Here is a 15,867-nt window from a genome sequence, read left to right as displayed (position 1 = left end):
GCTGTCGGCCGAGGGGCCCACGGGCACAGCAGAAGAGCGGGTCACCGTGATTCGGTGACCCTCTCCTGCTCAGCCGAGCGGGCTGTGCCCCAACAGGACTCGTCCGCTGAAACGGGTCTGCTTGGCGCGGGGCAAGGGATGGAACTGGCAGCCGTGGATGTCGCGGTAGAGGCGTTCGAGGTCGCAGGTGCGGGAGTAGCCCGCGCCGCCGGTGGCTTCGATGGCCAGGCGGACGGTGGACACGAGGGCGTCGGCGGCAACGGTTTTGCGGCTCAGCGTGCGGGCGGCGTAGGTGTCGGTGTTGGGGAAGGTCAGGTTCTCGGAGTCGGTGAACATGGCGGTGACGAGGTCGGTGGCGGTGGTGTAAGCGTTGAGCATTTCGCCTGCCGACTGCACGGTATGGGCATCGGAGCGCCCCTCCAGCAGACGCGCGGTGAGGTCGACGGCCGCGTCCGCGACACCGAGATAGGCGGCCAGTACCAGCGGAAGAGCCGCGCCGATCACCACATTCAGCACCGGCGGCCACGGACCGACCGGGCGGGTCATCGAGATCGCCGCATCGGGCACGAACACATCGTCGAGCACGACCGTATGCGAACCGCTCGCCCGCAAGCCGAATGAATCCCAGGTCTTGTCGATGCTCACGCCCGCAGCGGACAACGGGATCGCGAAGTGCAGCACCTCGTCGCCGTAGCGAACGCTGGTGACGAGCACGTCGCCCACCTCGCACCCACTGGCCGGCGCTTTGCGCGCGCTCACCCGATACCCACCGTCGCCGCGCACCGCCTGCCCGTTGGATTCGACCCAATCCGATGCGCCGGTGCTGACCAGAATCGCACCGCCCGCCACCTTCGCGAACACCGCCGACGCGTCCACTCCGTGGTTGTGCCGCCACACCTGCGCGGCCACCAGATGCGAATGCATCGCGAACGCCACCGCCGTCGACGGATCGTGCCTGCCGAGCTCGCGCAAGATCTCGCCCATCTCCCGATGCGAGGCGCCCCCGCCGCCGAACTCGACCGGCACGAGCGCGGCCGACAGACCGCTCGACCGCAACCGGTCGAACGCGGCGACGGAGATCTCGCCGGTGCGGTCCCGCTCGGGGACCTCGAGACGCAGGGTTTCACCGATCTCGCGGGCGAGGTGGACGCGGTCGGTGCTGGACGTGGTGTCAGAAAGTGTGGAAGTCATGTTTCGAAGGTAAGAAGCGCCGCGATAACCAGATAGTCCACAAAGTGGACTCTCCCGGTCCAGAAGATGGACCCCGTCGGTGAGGTGACCAATGACAACAACGACCGCAGGCTATGGCCAGTACTGCCCGATCTCGCGTGCACTCGACGTGCTCGGCGAACGGTGGTCGCTACTCATCCTGCGCGACCTGTTCGTCGGCACCACCCGCTTCAACGACCTCGCCCGCGGTCTCCCCGGCCTGTCACGCAGCCTGCTCGCCAAGCGCCTGCGCCAGTTCGAACGCGCCGGACTCATCGAGAAGCTCGGCCCCGAACACCTGCTCACCGACGCGGGCAGCCAGCTCGAGCCGATCCTGTTCGGTCTGGGCGAATGGGGCGCGCGCTGGACCTTCGGCGCACCGCAGGAGGACGAACTCGATGCCGCTCTGCTGGTGTGGTGGATGCATACCCGGGTCGACACCTCGATGCTCCCCGGTCGACGGCAGGTGCTGCATGTCCGGTTCACCGATGACGTTCGGCGCTATTGGATCGTGGTGGAGGCCGCGGTGCCGTCGGTGTGCGAGACCGATCCCGGCTACCCCGTCGATGTCACGATCAGCGCCGACGTCGCCGGGCTGTACGAGGTGTGGCTGGGGCGGATGCCGCTGACCCAGGCCATGGCGACCGGGCGGGTGAGGTTCACCGGCCCGTCGGCCCTCACCCGCCGGATGCCCGCCGTCCTGAAGCTGAGCCCGGTCGCCGGCTACATCGCGGAGTCTGCCCGCCCGGACTTGACCGCACGTGCCTCGTGAGACGCGGTCGAAGCGACTCAACTCATTGGCATCGCTCCGCCGGTGGGCGCGGCGATGCGCATAGCCCAGCGGTAGAGCTGCACGGGATCTCCCAGGGTCGCCTGTGCCGACGGCCGAACGAGGACGCCGTTCGCCGCGGACAGCAGGTCGTGCAATCCCAGATACACCCAGTCCCACAGCATGCTGTCGAAGTTGTAGGACATCATGGCCGGTTCGACCCGCCGACGGATCTCGACGATCTCCGCCGACGACAGGCCCGCGCGAACCAGCCGCTGCTCGGTGGCTCGTTGGTGTTCGGGGTCGAACCACGTGTCGAGGAACGGTTCGAGCAGATCGCCCCAGATATCGGGACGACGACGCACGGCGATCGCGTCGCGGTGGCAGAAGTCGTCGAGTGACGACCCGTCCGAGGCGACCACGAACAACGTCTCGCCGTGCTCGGTCCGCAACTCCGGCGGGGTGGCCCGCGGATCGACCTCGCGGATCTCCGAAGCCGCGACCACCCCGTCGGGATGCACCGAGACGCCTACGAACGGGTAGTTCACGTACCGGATTTCCGTGTCGGCGATGACGACCAGCATCGGCCCATAATGGCGCTCGAGAAGCACCCAAATCGGGCATCATGACCTATATCGGACAAAACGTGGCGGTAATCACTACCCACCCCGCCATGTTGGCAACCGCCGTGACCAAAACGTTAGGCTTCAGACATGGTACGTACCGCAGCAGCATCCACCGAGCCGTACGAACCGAATGTTCCTCTCCCCCAACAGCATCCGGCACGACTCGAGCTCGTCAGCGAGCCACCCGCCGGCACCGAAGCCGTCGATGACCAGTTCCCGCGCCTCGGCGACACCAGTTTCCTCACCGGCGCGGCCCGCCACCGCCTCGCCGCCTACATCCACACCCAGCTCGCCGAACTCGAAGAAATGCCGTGAAGTCACGCCGATGACTAGGCTCCACGCCAGGAGTCATCGGCGGCAGACCGATTCACGCGAGGAGTGGCGAAGTTGAGCGACGCATCGGTCGTACTTCCCGAACAGGTACGGACCGAATTGCGCCGAGGGGTGCGCAGCGTCCTCGTCGACACCGCCGCTCTACGCCTGGTCCGCGAACGCTTCGATGACAACCAGGCAGGTGCGCTGCGCCGCTACCTCGAAGCCTCCCAATCCGCGAACACCCTGCGTGCCTACCGAACAGACTGGATCGCCTGGGCGGGCTGGTGCGCGGTCGAACAGCGACAAGCACTCCCCGCGGACCCACTCGACGTCGCCGTCTACCTGGCCGCCTCCGCTGACGCCCGACGAGACAACGGCGCATGGGCATTCAGCCCGGCCACCCTGGATCGCAAATCCGCCGCCATCGCCGCTGTCCACGCCGCCAACGGACTCCCCTCGCCCACACGCTCCGACGTCGTCCGGCTCACCCTGCGCGGAATCCGCCGCACCCGCCGCACCCCACCGACCCGGAAACGGCCGGTCCTGCTGCACACCCTCGACCAGCTCCTCGCCGAACTCCCCGCACCTGCCTGGCCCACCGAACCCGCCCGCCGCCGAGACGCCCTGGCGCTGCTGGTCGGCTTCGCAGGCGCGCTACGGCGTAGCGAACTCGCGGGGCTTCGCATCAGCGACGTGCACGTGCGCACCGACCACACCACCGGCGAACCACTGCTCATCGTGCACCTGCCGACCACGAAGACCGACCCGACCGGCGTCGCCGAACAACGCATCGCCCTGCCCCGCGGCAAACATCCGCGCACCTGCCCGATCTGCGCGTTCGCCGACTGGGTCCGCCTACTGGAAGTCCACGCCGACACCGGCGACGTCGGCGCACGATCCTGGACGACGAACACTCTCGCGGCCGACACGACGATCCATCGCTGCCACGGCTTCGCCGGCACCCGGCTCAGCACCGATGAGGATCGCCCCCTGTTCCCCACGATCAACCGGCACGGCTCGATCGGCGCCACCGCGCTGTCCGGGCGGGCCGTGGCCGAACTCGTGAAACGCTACGCAGCCCGCGCGGGCCTCGACCCGGACCTGTTCTCCGGACACTCCCTGCGCGCGGGCTTCGCCACCCAGGCCGCCCTCGGCGGTGCCAGCGACCGAGAGATCATGCGCCAAGGCCGCTGGTCCAACCCTCGCACTGTCCACGGCTACATTCGCACCGCGAACCCGCTCGAAGACAACGCGGTCACCAAGCTGGGACTGTGATCAGCGGATCCGATCGAGCCGGAAGATGCGAAACTCACGGCCGCCCGAGAGCTGGAATTCCATCTCGTAACCGGGCCAGAACTCGACGACCTGATCCCACACACGTTTGCGCTCGACACCGGCGATCTCGGTGACGGTTACCGGGAAGGTCGGGCTGCCGCCGAAGCGGGCCGATGCGGTCCGGGCCGCGCGCAGGTTCGCCGACCAGGCTGGATGCTGCGCCTTGCCCCAGTTCGAGCCGACCAGATAGAAGCCGTCGCCGTCGGGCACACACAGCAGCGAAGTGGTGCGCGGCTGCCCGGACTTGCGCCCGACCACCGTGATCTCGATCGACGGGAGCCCGGCCAGGTCGAGCACACCCCACCGACCGCCACTGAGCCTGCGCAAAACCCGCTCGGTCGGCAGAACGACGCCGGCGCCACGCATCACCCAGGGCTGAGTCGCGAACACGCGCGCGAAGCCCGGCAAGGGATTCCAAACCATCTTCGAATCCTGGCTCGAGCGAACCGGGTTCACCCACTCACGACGGCGCGCTGAGAGGCAACTCACTCGGTGTGGTGGACGACGCCCGGGACCCGGTGACCTAGCGGAGCCCTCCCCTGTCCCTGTTGGTGAGTAGGGATGACGTATGGACATGTTGAGAATGGTCGGCCGTATAGTGGTCAAAGGGGGAGACATAAGTAGATGCGCATATCTACGTAATTACATGTTGTTTTACAGAATGACCACTGTGCTCACCGCTCCGCCGCAATTCCCCCGCGCAATCACCTCGATGTCGCACACTGAACCCACTCCCCTCCCCTAGCTGCCAGGAGCGCCATGCACTCCCCCAGTGGTCGCCGCATCCTCGCTACGGTCGTCATGACCGCGGCGGTCCTGCTCACGACCAGCACCTCCCCCACCCTCGCCCGACCACCCGCGCCGACCCAACTGGCACCACTGGGACCCGAATTCCTCTGGGGCGTGGCAGCTTCCGGATTCCAGGCCGAGGGCGATGCGCCGGACAGCAACTGGCGCCGCTATGTCGAATCCGGGACCACTCCCGACCCCTACCTGAACTCTGTCGACTTCCGTGGTCGCTACCGGTCCGACATCGCCTTGGCCGCGAAACTCGGTGTGCGCGTGTACCGCATCGGCATCGAGTGGGCACGGATCCAACCCCGGCCCGGTGTCTGGGACGAGGCGGCGCTCGCGTTCTACGACGACGTGGTCGCGACGATCACCGCGGCCGGGATGCGGCCGATGCTGACCCTCGATCACTGGGTGTACCCGGGTTGGGCGGCCGATCGCGGCGGCTGGCGCGATCCGGAGATCGTCGCGAACTGGCTGTCCAACGCCCGCCACGTCGTCGACCGGTTCGCCGGCGCGGACCCGCTGTGGGTGACCTTCAACGAGCCGACGTTCTATCTGGTCAACGATCTGCGTCACGGCGGCATCGGTGCCGCCGACGTCCTCACCATGGGTGAACGAATCATCGAGGCGCACAACAGCATCTACGACTACATCCACGCCGTACACCCCGGCGCCCAGGTGACCAGCAACGTCGCCTACATCCCCGCCGTCGACGATGCGGTCAGCGGGTTGATCCTCGACCGGATCTCGACGCGCCTGGACTTCATCGGCATCGACTACTACTACGGCTTCTCCGCCACCGAACTGCAAGTCCCCGAACCCGACCGCCTCTGGACGCTGCCGCTGCAGCCCGAAGGGATCTACTACGCACTCGACCATTACGCGCGAAAGTTCCCCGGCCGTCCGCTCTACATCGTCGAGAACGGGCTCCCCACCGAGAACGGACTCCCCCGCGCCGACGGCTACACCCGCGCGGATTCGCTGCGCGACACCGTCTACTGGCTGCAGCGCGCCGTTGCCGACGGCATACCGCTGATGGGCTACAACTACTGGAGCCTCACCGACAACTACGAGTGGGGCTCCTACACACCTCGTTTCGGTCTCTACACGGTCGACGTCCTCACCGACCCGACACTCACCCGCACCCCGACCGACGCGGTCGAGGCCTACCGCGCGATCACCGCGGCGGGCGGCGTCGCCTCCGACTACCGGCCGACGCGCCCTGTCGCCCCGTGTTCGATCGTCGACGGGCTCGCCAGTTGCACCGATCCCGTGTCGGTCCCCCGGTAGCGGATTGAAGCGTCAACGATTGCTCTACACTCGGGCGGGTGTCGAGCACAGCGTCACACCCCTCCAGCGCCGTGAGCGGCAGGCAAGCGCGATGGCAGCCGCACAACGACAGCCGCCGAGAGCGGATCGTGCTGGCCGCCGTCGAGCTGCTCGAACAGGCGCCCGCCGGAGTCGAGGTGCCGATCATCCAGATCGCCGAGCACGCGGGGCTCGCGAAATCGGTGGTCTACCGGCAGTTCGCCGGTCGTGACGAGCTGGATCGCCGGATCAGGAGCGAGATCGCCGACCGTTTCGTCGCCGAGATCGAAGACGCGCTCGATATCGCCGAGGGCTCGATCCACGAAATTCTGGTGCGCACGATCGGCGCGGTGGTCACCTGGATCCAGGACCATCCCCGGCTGCACGATTTCCTGCGCACCGGACCGTCGGAGGCCGATCCCGATATCGATGCGATGAGCGCGATGATCGCCACCATCGCGGGCTCGACCAGGGCTCTCGTCACCGGCCTCGCCGGGGTGGTCGGTGTGACCGACGAGGCCTCGGCCGACACGATGACCTTCGCCATCGTGTCGATGACCGAGGCCACCGTCACCCGCTGGGCCAACGACCCGAATCCGGCGCTCACCAGGGACCAGCTGATCGAGGAGGTCGCCTCCTATGCCTGGCACGTGGTCGACGGCGTCGCCCGCCGCCACGGCCTGACCCTCGACCCCGATCAGCAGCTGACCGAGGTCATCACGCAACTGGTGGCCCGCGCCTGACTCAGGCGACGCGGCGCGCGGTGCGTTCGGGCTCGCTGCGGTAGCGCGACACCGGACCGTCGACACCGAGCTTGCGCCAGAGCTGCTTGGCGATCGGGTTCATCAGATCCAGATCCTCGGCCAGTTTGCGCATGTCGCCGAAGTAGCCGGACAGGATCTTCTTGGAGTGCTCCGACTTCCAGAACGCCTGCTCGATGACCTCACGCGGAATATCGAACTCGCGCCCGAACGACCGCGGGGGCGCCATGATCTCGCCCGCCAGCCATCGCATGGCGATCGGGAACGCCACCGAGCAGGCTCCGCGATTGAACTTGCCCATCCGACCGATGTGCGCGGCGAGGAAATCACCCGCGAACGAAATGTGACGCGCTTCCTCGGCGATGTGGATCTGCATGGTGCGCAATACCATCGGCGGCATCGACGCGCCCTCGCGGATCACGGCCTTCTGATAGTGGTCGATCGGTTCCTCACCACCGAGGATGCCGATGAACAAGATGGTGTGCGCGTAACCACCCGCGACACCGATCAGCGGCGACAGGGCCCGGAACAGCGGCCGCATGCCGGGCACGTCGACACCGATCCGGTTGATCAGTTCCTGGAACATCTGGATGTGATTGCACTCTTCGGTCATCTCGTGCAAGCAGTACCGGAACTCCGGGGAGCCGTTGGGCAGCTTCATGATGTACTGCATCATTCCGCGGATCAGGATGCTCTCGAACGCGGCGCCGACCTTGATCACATTGGCGGTGCGCCACTTTCCGATCGCGATCTGCCTGTCGAGCGGCTGGTCGCGGTACCACTGGGTGGCGCCCAGCGGGTCGACATCCGGCGAGAGCACCCACCGCACATCGTTCGGGTCAAGGGCGAGCGCGGGCGAATCCCAATCGATATCGAGGTAGGGATCGAAATGCCGGTCGACAGACCCCTGCGACAGGGTCGCCAACGCATCTCGGTACTCCTCGCTGATGAGTCCGCCACGGCTCGATTCGGTCAGCGTCATCGGTGCCTCCTCGGTTCGCGTTCCGGCGTGCACAGCGCTGTTAGCACCGTCACACCGTTACCCAAGAATAACTGAGACCGTCGGTCCCACACAACCCTGGCACGATAACATTTCGCGCGGCCTATTCGACGAGCAGAACCACCAATTGACGGGCCAGTTCGGTATCGCCGGGGCCGCCGAGCCAGATCAGCGGGCGGCGTTGGTCGAGGTGGTCCAGCGCTTCGGGCAGGGCGGCGAAGACGCGATCGGCGCGTACTACACAGACTTGGGGCATGTCGTCGGAGACCACTGGTCCGCCGTCGACATCGAGTGCCAGCGAGCCGGTCGAGGCGTCACCGGCGACCGCGTCGCGAACCACCGCATCCGCGGGCTCGGCCGAGTCCGACCCGCTGTGCACGACCCGGTGTCCCGGCGCACTGGCCCAGCGGTCCAACCACGCCGGGCCCGGCTCGACCGCGGCGAGCACCGTCTGCACGCTCATGCCGTAGAGCACGTCGGCGACCGCGGCGGGCAGGCCCGCGATGTCGACGGTGCGCACCACCGAGCCGTGCTCGCGCAACCGTTCGTCGAACCGGGCGAGCACCTCGGCCCGCTCGGTCGGATCCACGGCCGCGTGTCGACCGCCGGATCGGCGGATGGGGACTCGGCGCTCGTCTTCCGGCAGGTCGAGCAGCCCGTCACGGACTCTGCGCAAGATCTCCTCGCGGGAATTCACTCGGGCACTCTCCTTCGTTGGCGACGCCGATATCGCCGTTCACACATTCCCTCTCCCCACATACCGCGGGAACTCTTCGTTTCGCTACCGTACCGACCGGTCCACATCATCTTGGCGCGGCACGACGAAGCCGAGCAGATGCAATAGCTGGTCGATGGTGAGGTCGAAAATCTCCGCGCGATCGGCGAAGGTGTCGCGGCCGTACATGTCGAACACGTCGAAGTTCACGGCACCGAACAGCGTGGTCCAAGCCGTGATGGCAGCCGCGATCACCCGATCGGGAACCAGCAGCCCGAACTGCTCGCGGATCGCGGCGAGGTCTGCCGACGTACGCGGGGTGATCGCTGGGTCCGTAGCGGGGAGGCTGAGCTGACCCCGACGGTAGGCACTGTCGACGATGTCGAGCAGGATCGCGATCACCCGCACCCCAGGCGCCTCGGTGTCGGCCGCGGGTGCGGCGTAGCCGGGGACCGGTGTACCGAACAGCAGGCCGTACCAGGCCGGCTCCGCCAGCGCCCAGTCGCGCACGGTTCGCGCGGTCACCCGGAACCGGGTCGCGGGATCGTCGGGCGTCGCGAGCAGTGCCGCGTCGACGGCGTCACCGAGGGCGTTGTAGCCGTCGACCACCAGCATGGTCAGTAGCTCGTCACGACTGCGCACGTACCGGTACACCGCCGAGGACACCACACCCAGATCGCGCGCGACCGCACGCAGGGACAGGGCAGCCGCACCCTGGGTGGCCAGGTGCTCGCGACCGATGCGTTTGATATCGGCGATCGTCTGCGCGCGGGCCAGTGCGCGCGGACCCGGATGCTCGGAGCTCATCGTCCGATCATCGCCCACTCACGGCGCGGGCTGGATCGGAGCGCACCGCCGTGTCGTCTTCGGCGGCGGCTCGTTCGATCTCGGCGGCCAAGGTGGCGCCGCCGACCTCCCAGGCCATCGCGAGCAGACGGTCGCGGAAGCGACTCAGGTCCACGGCTACTCCCTCACCGCCGTAACCGGTTCCCGCGGCGTCGCGGACCGTGCGCACGACTTCGTCGGCGAGGTCGGCGATGCGCGAGCGGATCAGGGTCCGCAACACCCCGCTGAGGGTGATGTCGGTGCCGACGTCGTAGAGCACCAGCGCGCCCTTGAGCATCGGACCGTCGCCGATGAACCAGCGCTGCCCACGGCGTTCCAGGTAGCCCGCCGTGACGAGTTCGGTGAGCACGTCGGTGCCCCGGTCGCCCAGCATGGCCGTGAGCTCGGCGTCGTCGACGTAGGACGAGCGGTCGACGGCTTGGCTCGCGCGTGGATCGAACAGCGTGCGCCAGTCACCGGCCTGCGGTTCGGTGTCGAACACCTCGCGAATGGCATCCAGCCGCAGCCCGCGGGCCTGCATGGCGACGATGTCGCGCAGCCGGTCCAGATGCTCGTCGGAGTAGACGACTTCCTTGCCCGCGCGACCGGGTTTCGGCAGCACGCCGAGCGAGTGGTAGTAGCGGATGGTGCGCGAGGCCACGCCGCTGACATCGGCGAGTTCCGCTCGGGTATATCGGGCCACCCGACCAGCATAGAACCGGCTCGACCCTACGTTGACAGCTCTGGCTGTCGCCATTAGCGTTACCCGCGTCACTGTCGACACCGATCGAGGAGCTCCCCCATGCCCGAGCGCACCACCGATTTCGACGTTCTGATCGTCGGCTCCGGATTCGGCGGCAGTGTCACCGCGCTGCGCCTGGTGGAGAAGGGCTACAAGGTCGGTGTCATCGAAGCGGGCCGCCGCTTCGCCGATGACGAACTGCCCAAAACCAGTTGGGACCTGCGCAAATTCGTCTGGGCGCCCAAGCTCGGTTGCTACGGCATCCAGCGTATCCACCCGCTGCGCGACGTCCTGATCCTCGGTGGCGCCGGCGTCGGTGGCGGCTCGCTGAACTACGCCAACACCCTCTACGTGCCCCCGGAGCCGTTCTTCCGGGATCCGCAGTGGCGCGAGATCACCGATTGGCGCACCGAGCTCACCCCGTATTACGAGCAAGCGAAAAAGATGCTCGGAGTGGTGACCAATCCCCATATGACCCCCGCCGACGAGATCTTCAAATCCGTCGCCGAGGACATGGGTGTGGGCGAGACTTTCGTGCAGACGCCCGTCGGTGTGTTCTTCGGTACGCCGGGCAAGACCGAAGCCGACCCGTATTTCGGTGGTGTCGGTCCCGAGCGCACCGGCTGTGTGGAGTGTGGCGACTGCATGGTCGGGTGCAAGTTCGGCGCCAAGAACACCCTGGTGAAGAACTACCTCTACCTCGCCGAACAGGCTGGGGCGCAGGTCATTCCGATGACCACGGTCTCGGCGTTGCGTCCGTTGCCCGACGGCACATGGGACGTGGCCACCGAGCGCACCGGCGCCTGGGTGCGCAAGGCGCCCAAGACGCTGACCGCCGCGCACGTCGTGCTCGCGGCGGGCACGCTCGGTACGCAGAAGTTGCTGCACGCGATGCGCGATGAGGGTTCGTTGCCGAACCTGTCGGCCAAGCTCGGCCTGCTGACCCGCACGAATTCCGAATCCATCGTCGGTGCCGCCACCAAGACGCTCGGACCCGATCAGGACTTCACCAAGGGTGTGGCGATCACCTCCTCGATCCACCCCACGCCCGACACCCACGTCGAGCCGGTTCGCTACGGCAAGGGTTCCAACTCGATGGGCATGCTGCAGACACTCATGGTCGACGGCGGCGGCCGCGTGCCACGGTGGCTGCGGTTCCTCGGCCTCGTGCTGGCCAATCCCCTGACCTTCTTCCGCTTCATGAGCGTGAAGAACTGGAGTGAGCGCACCATCATCTCGCTGGTGATGCAGCACCTGGACAACTCGATCACCACCTACACCAAGCGTGGCCTGTTCGGCGGGCGCAAGCTGACCTCCAAACAGGGTCACGGACAACCGAACCCGACCTGGATCCCCGCGGGTAACGACGTGACAAGGCGGGTCGCGGAGAAGATCGGCGGCGAAGCCGGCGGCACCTGGGGTGATGTGTTCAATGTGCCGATGACCGCGCACTTCCTCGGTGGCGCGGCGATCGGTGCCGACCGCGAGCACGGCGTGATCGATGCCTTCCACCGCGTGTACGGCTACCCGACGCTCAGCGTCGTCGACGGTGCGGCCGTGTCGGCCAACCTGGGTGTCAACCCGTCGCTCACCATCACCGCCCAGGCCGAGCGCGCGGCCGCCTACTGGCCGAACAAGGGCGAGCTCGACACCCGCCCCGAACAGAGCGCGGGCTACACCAAGATCGCCCCGGTCCGCCCGAACCAGCCGGTCGTTCCCGCCGGCGCGCCCGCCGCGCTGGTGCTGCCGATCGTCGAGATCCGCAGCTCGGAGAAGTCCGCGGGCTGATTCGACGAAATTGGACCCCGGCTGTGCGGTTACCCGCTGCAAGCCGGGGCTTTTCGGTTTTCGGCCACGTAGGATCGGTGTCGACGACGGGGAGGATCTTCGATGACGGTGCTGGTTCTGGGCGGATACGGAACTGTCGGGGCGCACCTGGTGCGGTTGCTGCGCGCCGAGGGCATTCCAGCGCAGGCGGCAGGGCGTGACGCGAGCAGGGCAGACCGGGTGGTCGACATCCGCGACAGCGCCAGTGTCGACGCGGCCTTGGCTGCGGCGTCCATCGTGGTGAATTGCGTGGGCGCGGAGGATGTTCAGCTGGCACAGGCATGTGCGGGGCGCGGGATCCCCTTCCTTGATATCTCGGCGACGTCGGAGTATGTCCGGTCGCTCGAGAACGTCGAAGGGCCCGCCGTCCTCGGTGTCGGGTTGGCGCCCGGCCTGACCACCCTGCTCGCCGTCGACGCGCTCGCGCATCACCGCGGCCCGGTCGACATCATGATCGGCCTCGGCTCCGGCGAATCCCACGGGCCCGCAGCGACGGCCTGGACCTACCGACTTCTCGGTCAGCGCTTTCCCGACGCCGACGGCTCGAGCATCCGCAATTTCACCGGGCGACAAAGCTTTCCACTACCGGAAGAGGTCGCCTACCGACCATTTCCCGCGGTGCGCGCCGACTTCGCAGATCAGCACCGCCTCACCCGCGAATTCGGGGTGCCGGTGCGCACCTACCTCCGCCTCGACTCCCGGCTCGCCACTCTCGGCCTGTCCGCCCTCACCTGGGCGCCTGCGCTGCAACCGCTTGCACCGGCGCATATGCCGGGGAGCAGCGATCGGTGGGTAGCGCTGGCCAGGTCCGCCGACGGATCCATCAGGTCCGCGACCGGCCGGGGCCAATCACTGGCCACCGCGGTGGTCGCCGCCATCACGGTCCGCGCGGTGATCCGAACGCCGATCACCGCACCGACCTGGATCCACCAGCTTCTCGAGCTCGACGACATCTGCCATGACGCGCTCGCAGCCGACTTCCGGTTCCACCGCTCCTGACGACCGCGTTGTTCGACGCCGATCTCGGACGGTGACGGCCCGGATTCAGAGTGCGTTGATGCGGGCCAACGCCTCGAAGGCAAGGTCGCCCGCCTGCCACAAACCAGTGATCTCGGCGCGAATCGCGGGCGCCAGGGCTGGGTCCTGTAGGGCGAGCCCATTGGCGAAGATCACCGTGTTCGCGCCGAGGTCGGCGGCGATGAGCAGCTGTTCGGTGGCCACTCCCGCGCCGAACAGCTGGTCGAGTCCCTCGCCGACGAAGTAGAACCGCCAGAGCGGTCCGAGATCGGCGCCGTAGGCCGCCTTGGTGCGGTCGATGATCACGTCACCGACCGAAGCGATCCCGGCCACGATCTTGAAGTAGTCCGGTGCGTTCTCCGGCTTGCTGCCCACGGCCGCCACCGAATAGGTCAGGTCGACGGTCAGGTGCGCGTTGTATCCGGCCATCGCCGTGCGAGCGCGCGATGCCCCACAGTCCCGGGCGAGGGCGAAGTAGTGCGCCCACTGGGGTTCGGCGGCGCCTCCGGTGAACTCGGCGTGCAGGTTGTCGAGGAAACGGCGCAACAGCTCGAGGCTGATCGCGTGCGCGTACTCGCGGTTCGCGAAGGCCGACGGGTCGCGCTGCATCGGCATCACCGCGGCGTATTCGACCCCGTCGAGCCCGATCGCGAACAGTCCGCGCAGGTCTCGATGCTCCACGAGGATCTCGGTGATCCGATGATGGCGGGCCACCGCGTCCTCGAGTCGGTCCAGACTGCCCGCACCGGAGATCGCCGACGTGTCCGACAATCGCGCGAGCTCGGCGACATCGGCCTGCGACAGGGTCGATCCGCACGCCGTGTCCTCGACCACGCCCGCGGCCGGGCCCGCGGGCAGGACCAGCGCCACGGCCACGACACAGGCTGCTATTCCACTCGATACACGCACGCGCCGATTCCACCACCTCATGGGCAGTTCCGCGCACCGACGCGCGTACCGGTGGGCGTGTCGGCCCATCCCGGCGTGACAGCCCCATAGCCTGAACCGATGCCGCAGACCATCGCGATTTCTGGAGCAAGTGGAAAAATCGGCGGCCGGGTCGCCGGCCTGCTCGCGCCTTCGAGCGCGCGACTGCGATTGCTCGGCCGCCGTGTCGAACACATCGCGCCGATCGAGGGAGCCACCACCGCGACCGTCGACTTCGGCGATCCCGCCACCGTCGCGTCCGCGCTCGATGGGGTACAGACCTTCTTCTTCGTCTCGGCCACCGAGAGTGCCGATCGGGCCGCCCAGCAGATCGCCGTGGTGAATGCCGCCAAGAACGCGGGAGTCCAACGGATCGTGTATTTGTCGTTCGTCGGCGCCGCGCCCGAGGCCACGTTCACCTTCGGCCGCGATCACTGGCACACCGAACAGGCCATCCGCGACTCCGGCCTGGCGTTCACGTTCCTACGCGACAACCAGTACCAGGACATCATCCCGCACTTCGCCGATGCCGACGGTGTGATCGAGGGCCCGGCGGGCGACGGCGAGGTCGCCGCGGTCGCGCGCGCCGACGTCGCCGATTGTGCTGCGGCAGTGCTCGATTCGACGGCTTACGACGGCGAGACCTTCGACATCACCGGTCCGCGCGCGTTCAGCCTCACCACCGCGACCGCCGACATGACCGAGATCCTCGGCCGTCCTTTCCGCTACGTCGACCAGACCGTCGACCAGGCCTACGCCTCCCGCGCGAAGTACGACGCGCCGAAGTGGGAAGTCGACGGCTGGGTCAGCACCTACACCGCGATCGCTCGTGGCGACCTCGCCCAGGTGACCGATGCGGTGCAGCACCTGACCGGTCGCCCCGCCACCGACTTCCGCGACTTCCTCGCCACGTTGCCGAAGGATTCCTGAGCCCACCTGCGCCGGGTCGACAGCCGCACCCGGTGCAGCATCTCGGCGACAGGCAGGGGCGGCCCCACCGGTCCGGCGCAGGTGAAAGGCCCGTTGGACTGTCTGCGTGGGCATCCGCTCGGCGGTCTAGACCAGGCGCAGGCTCTTGATCATCTTCTCGGCTTGATCGGCGGTGAGTTCCCCGGAGGTGCCGCGGTCGACGAGAAGGGTCAGGACGAGGGTCGTGTTGGCGGCGTTGCGGAAGCCGAAGGCGTAGACGGAGTAGGCGTTGGCGGTACAGCCCGGGACCTGCGGGGTCCACGGACCTGAGGTCTCGACGAATTGACCACTGACACCGCTCTGGGTCTGGAGCGAGGTGGGCGTGCCGACCTTTCCGCCCGTCGGGTCCGAATATCCGCCTGCCGCGGCGATCTTCGCGACACGCGTGGCAGCGGCCGCCGGATCGGTTTCGGTGGTCGAGGTGACAGCGGCCATGGCGCGATAGACCGAGCCCGGACAGTAGTCGGCGCCTTCGGTCGCCTGGCCGCGACCGTCGATCGCGCCGGTCGTGTTGGAGAACGACATCGTGTCGCTCTCGGAGTGGACCGTCCAGGCCGACGGCACGTCGTAGGCCACCCGATAGGTGGCGATGAGCACGCCCTTCGATCCCGGCGCGAGCGGGGCGGTGCTGGTTCTGAACTGCTCCCCGGAAGTTGGACTGAGAAATTCAGATCCGACCTCCGGGGAGCAGTTTCATGCGTGCGCGAAGTTCGTTGTCCGAGGAGCAACG

17 protein-coding genes are annotated in these 15,867 nt (G+C 67.5%); 8 read left to right on the top strand and 9 right to left on the bottom strand.

The window, feature by feature from the left end; genetic code table 11:
- Positions 1–69: 69 nt before the first annotated feature.
- Positions 70–1,191, bottom strand: a complete 1,122-nt coding sequence (locus ACFWUR_RS13425) for an acyl-CoA dehydrogenase family protein (protein WP_378906419.1) — start codon at positions 1,189–1,191, stop codon at positions 70–72.
- A 91-nt stretch (positions 1,192–1,282) separates the two neighbouring features.
- Here ACFWUR_RS13425 and ACFWUR_RS13420 point away from each other — a divergent pair, with 91 nt between their 5' ends.
- Entirely contained in the window at positions 1,283–1,981 is a 699-nt protein-coding gene (locus tag ACFWUR_RS13420; RefSeq protein WP_378906417.1) for a winged helix-turn-helix transcriptional regulator, read from the top strand.
- A gap of 17 nt (positions 1,982–1,998) precedes the next feature.
- On the opposite strand, the gene ACFWUR_RS13415 is transcribed toward ACFWUR_RS13420, so the two are convergent.
- Positions 1,999–2,562, bottom strand: coding sequence for a hypothetical protein (locus ACFWUR_RS13415; protein WP_378906415.1), 564 nt, complete (start codon positions 2,560–2,562; stop codon positions 1,999–2,001).
- A gap of 129 nt (positions 2,563–2,691) precedes the next feature.
- On the opposite strand from ACFWUR_RS13415, the gene ACFWUR_RS13410 reads away from it, so the two are divergent.
- A complete protein-coding gene (locus tag ACFWUR_RS13410) occupies positions 2,692–2,919 on the top strand; it encodes a hypothetical protein (RefSeq protein ID WP_378906413.1) in 228 nt (75 codons plus the stop codon).
- Between the two features lie 72 nt (positions 2,920–2,991).
- Positions 2,992–4,194, top strand: coding sequence for a site-specific integrase (locus ACFWUR_RS13405; protein WP_378906411.1), 1,203 nt, complete (start codon positions 2,992–2,994; stop codon positions 4,192–4,194).
- Here the strand turns inward: ACFWUR_RS13405 and ACFWUR_RS13400 are convergent, their stop codons facing one another.
- Positions 4,195–4,677 carry a nitroreductase family deazaflavin-dependent oxidoreductase gene (locus tag ACFWUR_RS13400; RefSeq protein WP_378906409.1) on the bottom strand — a complete coding sequence of 161 codons (483 nt, stop codon included), beginning with the start codon at positions 4,675–4,677 and terminating at the stop codon, positions 4,195–4,197.
- Between the two features lie 336 nt (positions 4,678–5,013).
- Between ACFWUR_RS13400 and ACFWUR_RS13395 the strand changes: the two genes are divergently transcribed.
- Entirely contained in the window at positions 5,014–6,336 is a 1,323-nt protein-coding gene (locus tag ACFWUR_RS13395; protein ID WP_378906408.1) for a family 1 glycosylhydrolase, read from the top strand.
- Between the two features lie 38 nt (positions 6,337–6,374).
- On the top strand, positions 6,375–7,097 hold the full coding sequence (locus ACFWUR_RS13390) for a TetR/AcrR family transcriptional regulator (protein WP_378906406.1): 723 nt from the start codon (positions 6,375–6,377) through the stop codon (positions 7,095–7,097).
- Between the two features lies 1 nt (position 7,098).
- On the opposite strand, the gene ACFWUR_RS13385 is transcribed toward ACFWUR_RS13390, so the two are convergent.
- The 4 genes from ACFWUR_RS13385 to ACFWUR_RS13370 all read right to left on the bottom strand — a co-directional run bounded on the left by ACFWUR_RS13385 (position 7,099) and on the right by ACFWUR_RS13370 (position 10,358).
- Positions 7,099–8,097: a diiron oxygenase gene (locus ACFWUR_RS13385; protein ID WP_378906404.1), complete on the bottom strand. Its 999-nt coding sequence runs from the start codon at positions 8,095–8,097 to the stop codon at positions 7,099–7,101.
- 121 nt (positions 8,098–8,218) lie between these two features.
- Positions 8,219–8,812: a hypothetical protein gene (locus ACFWUR_RS13380; RefSeq protein ID WP_378906402.1), complete on the bottom strand. Its 594-nt coding sequence runs from the start codon at positions 8,810–8,812 to the stop codon at positions 8,219–8,221.
- 84 nt (positions 8,813–8,896) lie between these two features.
- A complete protein-coding gene (locus tag ACFWUR_RS13375) occupies positions 8,897–9,637 on the bottom strand; it encodes a TetR/AcrR family transcriptional regulator (RefSeq protein WP_378906400.1) in 741 nt (246 codons plus the stop codon).
- 7 nt (positions 9,638–9,644) lie between these two features.
- On the bottom strand, positions 9,645–10,358 hold the full coding sequence (locus ACFWUR_RS13370; protein ID WP_378906398.1) for a MerR family transcriptional regulator: 714 nt from the start codon (positions 10,356–10,358) through the stop codon (positions 9,645–9,647).
- A gap of 99 nt (positions 10,359–10,457) precedes the next feature.
- Between ACFWUR_RS13370 and ACFWUR_RS13365 the strand changes: the two genes are divergently transcribed.
- Both ACFWUR_RS13365 and ACFWUR_RS13360 read left to right on the top strand, forming a co-directional pair.
- Complete coding sequence (locus tag ACFWUR_RS13365) at positions 10,458–12,185, top strand: GMC oxidoreductase (protein ID WP_378906396.1); 1,728 nt, start codon at positions 10,458–10,460, stop codon at positions 12,183–12,185.
- Positions 12,186–12,287: 102 nt separating this feature from the next.
- Positions 12,288–13,223, top strand: coding sequence for an NAD-dependent epimerase/dehydratase family protein (locus ACFWUR_RS13360; RefSeq protein ID WP_378906394.1), 936 nt, complete (start codon positions 12,288–12,290; stop codon positions 13,221–13,223).
- Positions 13,224–13,268: 45 nt separating this feature from the next.
- Here ACFWUR_RS13360 and ACFWUR_RS13355 read toward each other — a convergent pair whose 3' ends face one another.
- Positions 13,269–14,117: a DUF5995 family protein gene (locus ACFWUR_RS13355; protein WP_378906392.1), complete on the bottom strand. Its 849-nt coding sequence runs from the start codon at positions 14,115–14,117 to the stop codon at positions 13,269–13,271.
- Between the two features lie 132 nt (positions 14,118–14,249).
- Here ACFWUR_RS13355 and ACFWUR_RS13350 point away from each other — a divergent pair, with 132 nt between their 5' ends.
- Complete coding sequence (locus tag ACFWUR_RS13350) at positions 14,250–15,098, top strand: NAD(P)H-binding protein (protein WP_378906390.1); 849 nt, start codon at positions 14,250–14,252, stop codon at positions 15,096–15,098.
- Positions 15,099–15,224: 126 nt separating this feature from the next.
- Here ACFWUR_RS13350 and ACFWUR_RS13345 read toward each other — a convergent pair whose 3' ends face one another.
- Positions 15,225–15,734, bottom strand: a complete 510-nt coding sequence (locus ACFWUR_RS13345) for a hypothetical protein (RefSeq protein ID WP_378906388.1) — start codon at positions 15,732–15,734, stop codon at positions 15,225–15,227.
- Between the last annotated feature and the right edge of the window lie 133 nt (positions 15,735–15,867).

The sequence above is a fragment of the Nocardia sp. NPDC058633 genome, assembly GCF_042717045.1.
In the GTDB taxonomy this organism is placed as follows: Bacteria; Actinomycetota; Actinomycetes; order Mycobacteriales; family Mycobacteriaceae; genus Nocardia.
This window is presented reverse-complemented; position numbering and strand designations above follow the sequence as displayed.

Bases quoted from the DNA above. Each gene is read 5' to 3' on its own strand.
- ACFWUR_RS13425 (WP_378906419.1), bottom strand. From the start codon at position 1,191: ATGACTTCCACACTTTCTGACACCACGTCCAGCACCGACCGCGTCCAC.
- ACFWUR_RS13420 (WP_378906417.1), top strand. From the start codon at position 1,283: ATGACAACAACGACCGCAGGCTATGGCCAGTACTGCCCGATCTCGCGT.
- ACFWUR_RS13415 (WP_378906415.1), bottom strand. From the start codon at position 2,562: ATGCTGGTCGTCATCGCCGACACGGAAATCCGGTACGTGAACTACCCG.
- ACFWUR_RS13410 (WP_378906413.1), top strand. From the start codon at position 2,692: ATGGTACGTACCGCAGCAGCATCCACCGAGCCGTACGAACCGAATGTT.
- ACFWUR_RS13400 (WP_378906409.1), bottom strand. From the start codon at position 4,677: ATGGTTTGGAATCCCTTGCCGGGCTTCGCGCGCGTGTTCGCGACTCAG.
- ACFWUR_RS13395 (WP_378906408.1), top strand. From the start codon at position 5,014: ATGCACTCCCCCAGTGGTCGCCGCATCCTCGCTACGGTCGTCATGACC.
- ACFWUR_RS13385 (WP_378906404.1), bottom strand. From the start codon at position 8,097: ATGACGCTGACCGAATCGAGCCGTGGCGGACTCATCAGCGAGGAGTAC.
- ACFWUR_RS13375 (WP_378906400.1), bottom strand. From the start codon at position 9,637: ATGAGCTCCGAGCATCCGGGTCCGCGCGCACTGGCCCGCGCGCAGACG.
- ACFWUR_RS13365 (WP_378906396.1), top strand. From the start codon at position 10,458: ATGCCCGAGCGCACCACCGATTTCGACGTTCTGATCGTCGGCTCCGGA.
- ACFWUR_RS13360 (WP_378906394.1), top strand. From the start codon at position 12,288: ATGACGGTGCTGGTTCTGGGCGGATACGGAACTGTCGGGGCGCACCTG.
- ACFWUR_RS13350 (WP_378906390.1), top strand. From the start codon at position 14,250: ATGCCGCAGACCATCGCGATTTCTGGAGCAAGTGGAAAAATCGGCGGC.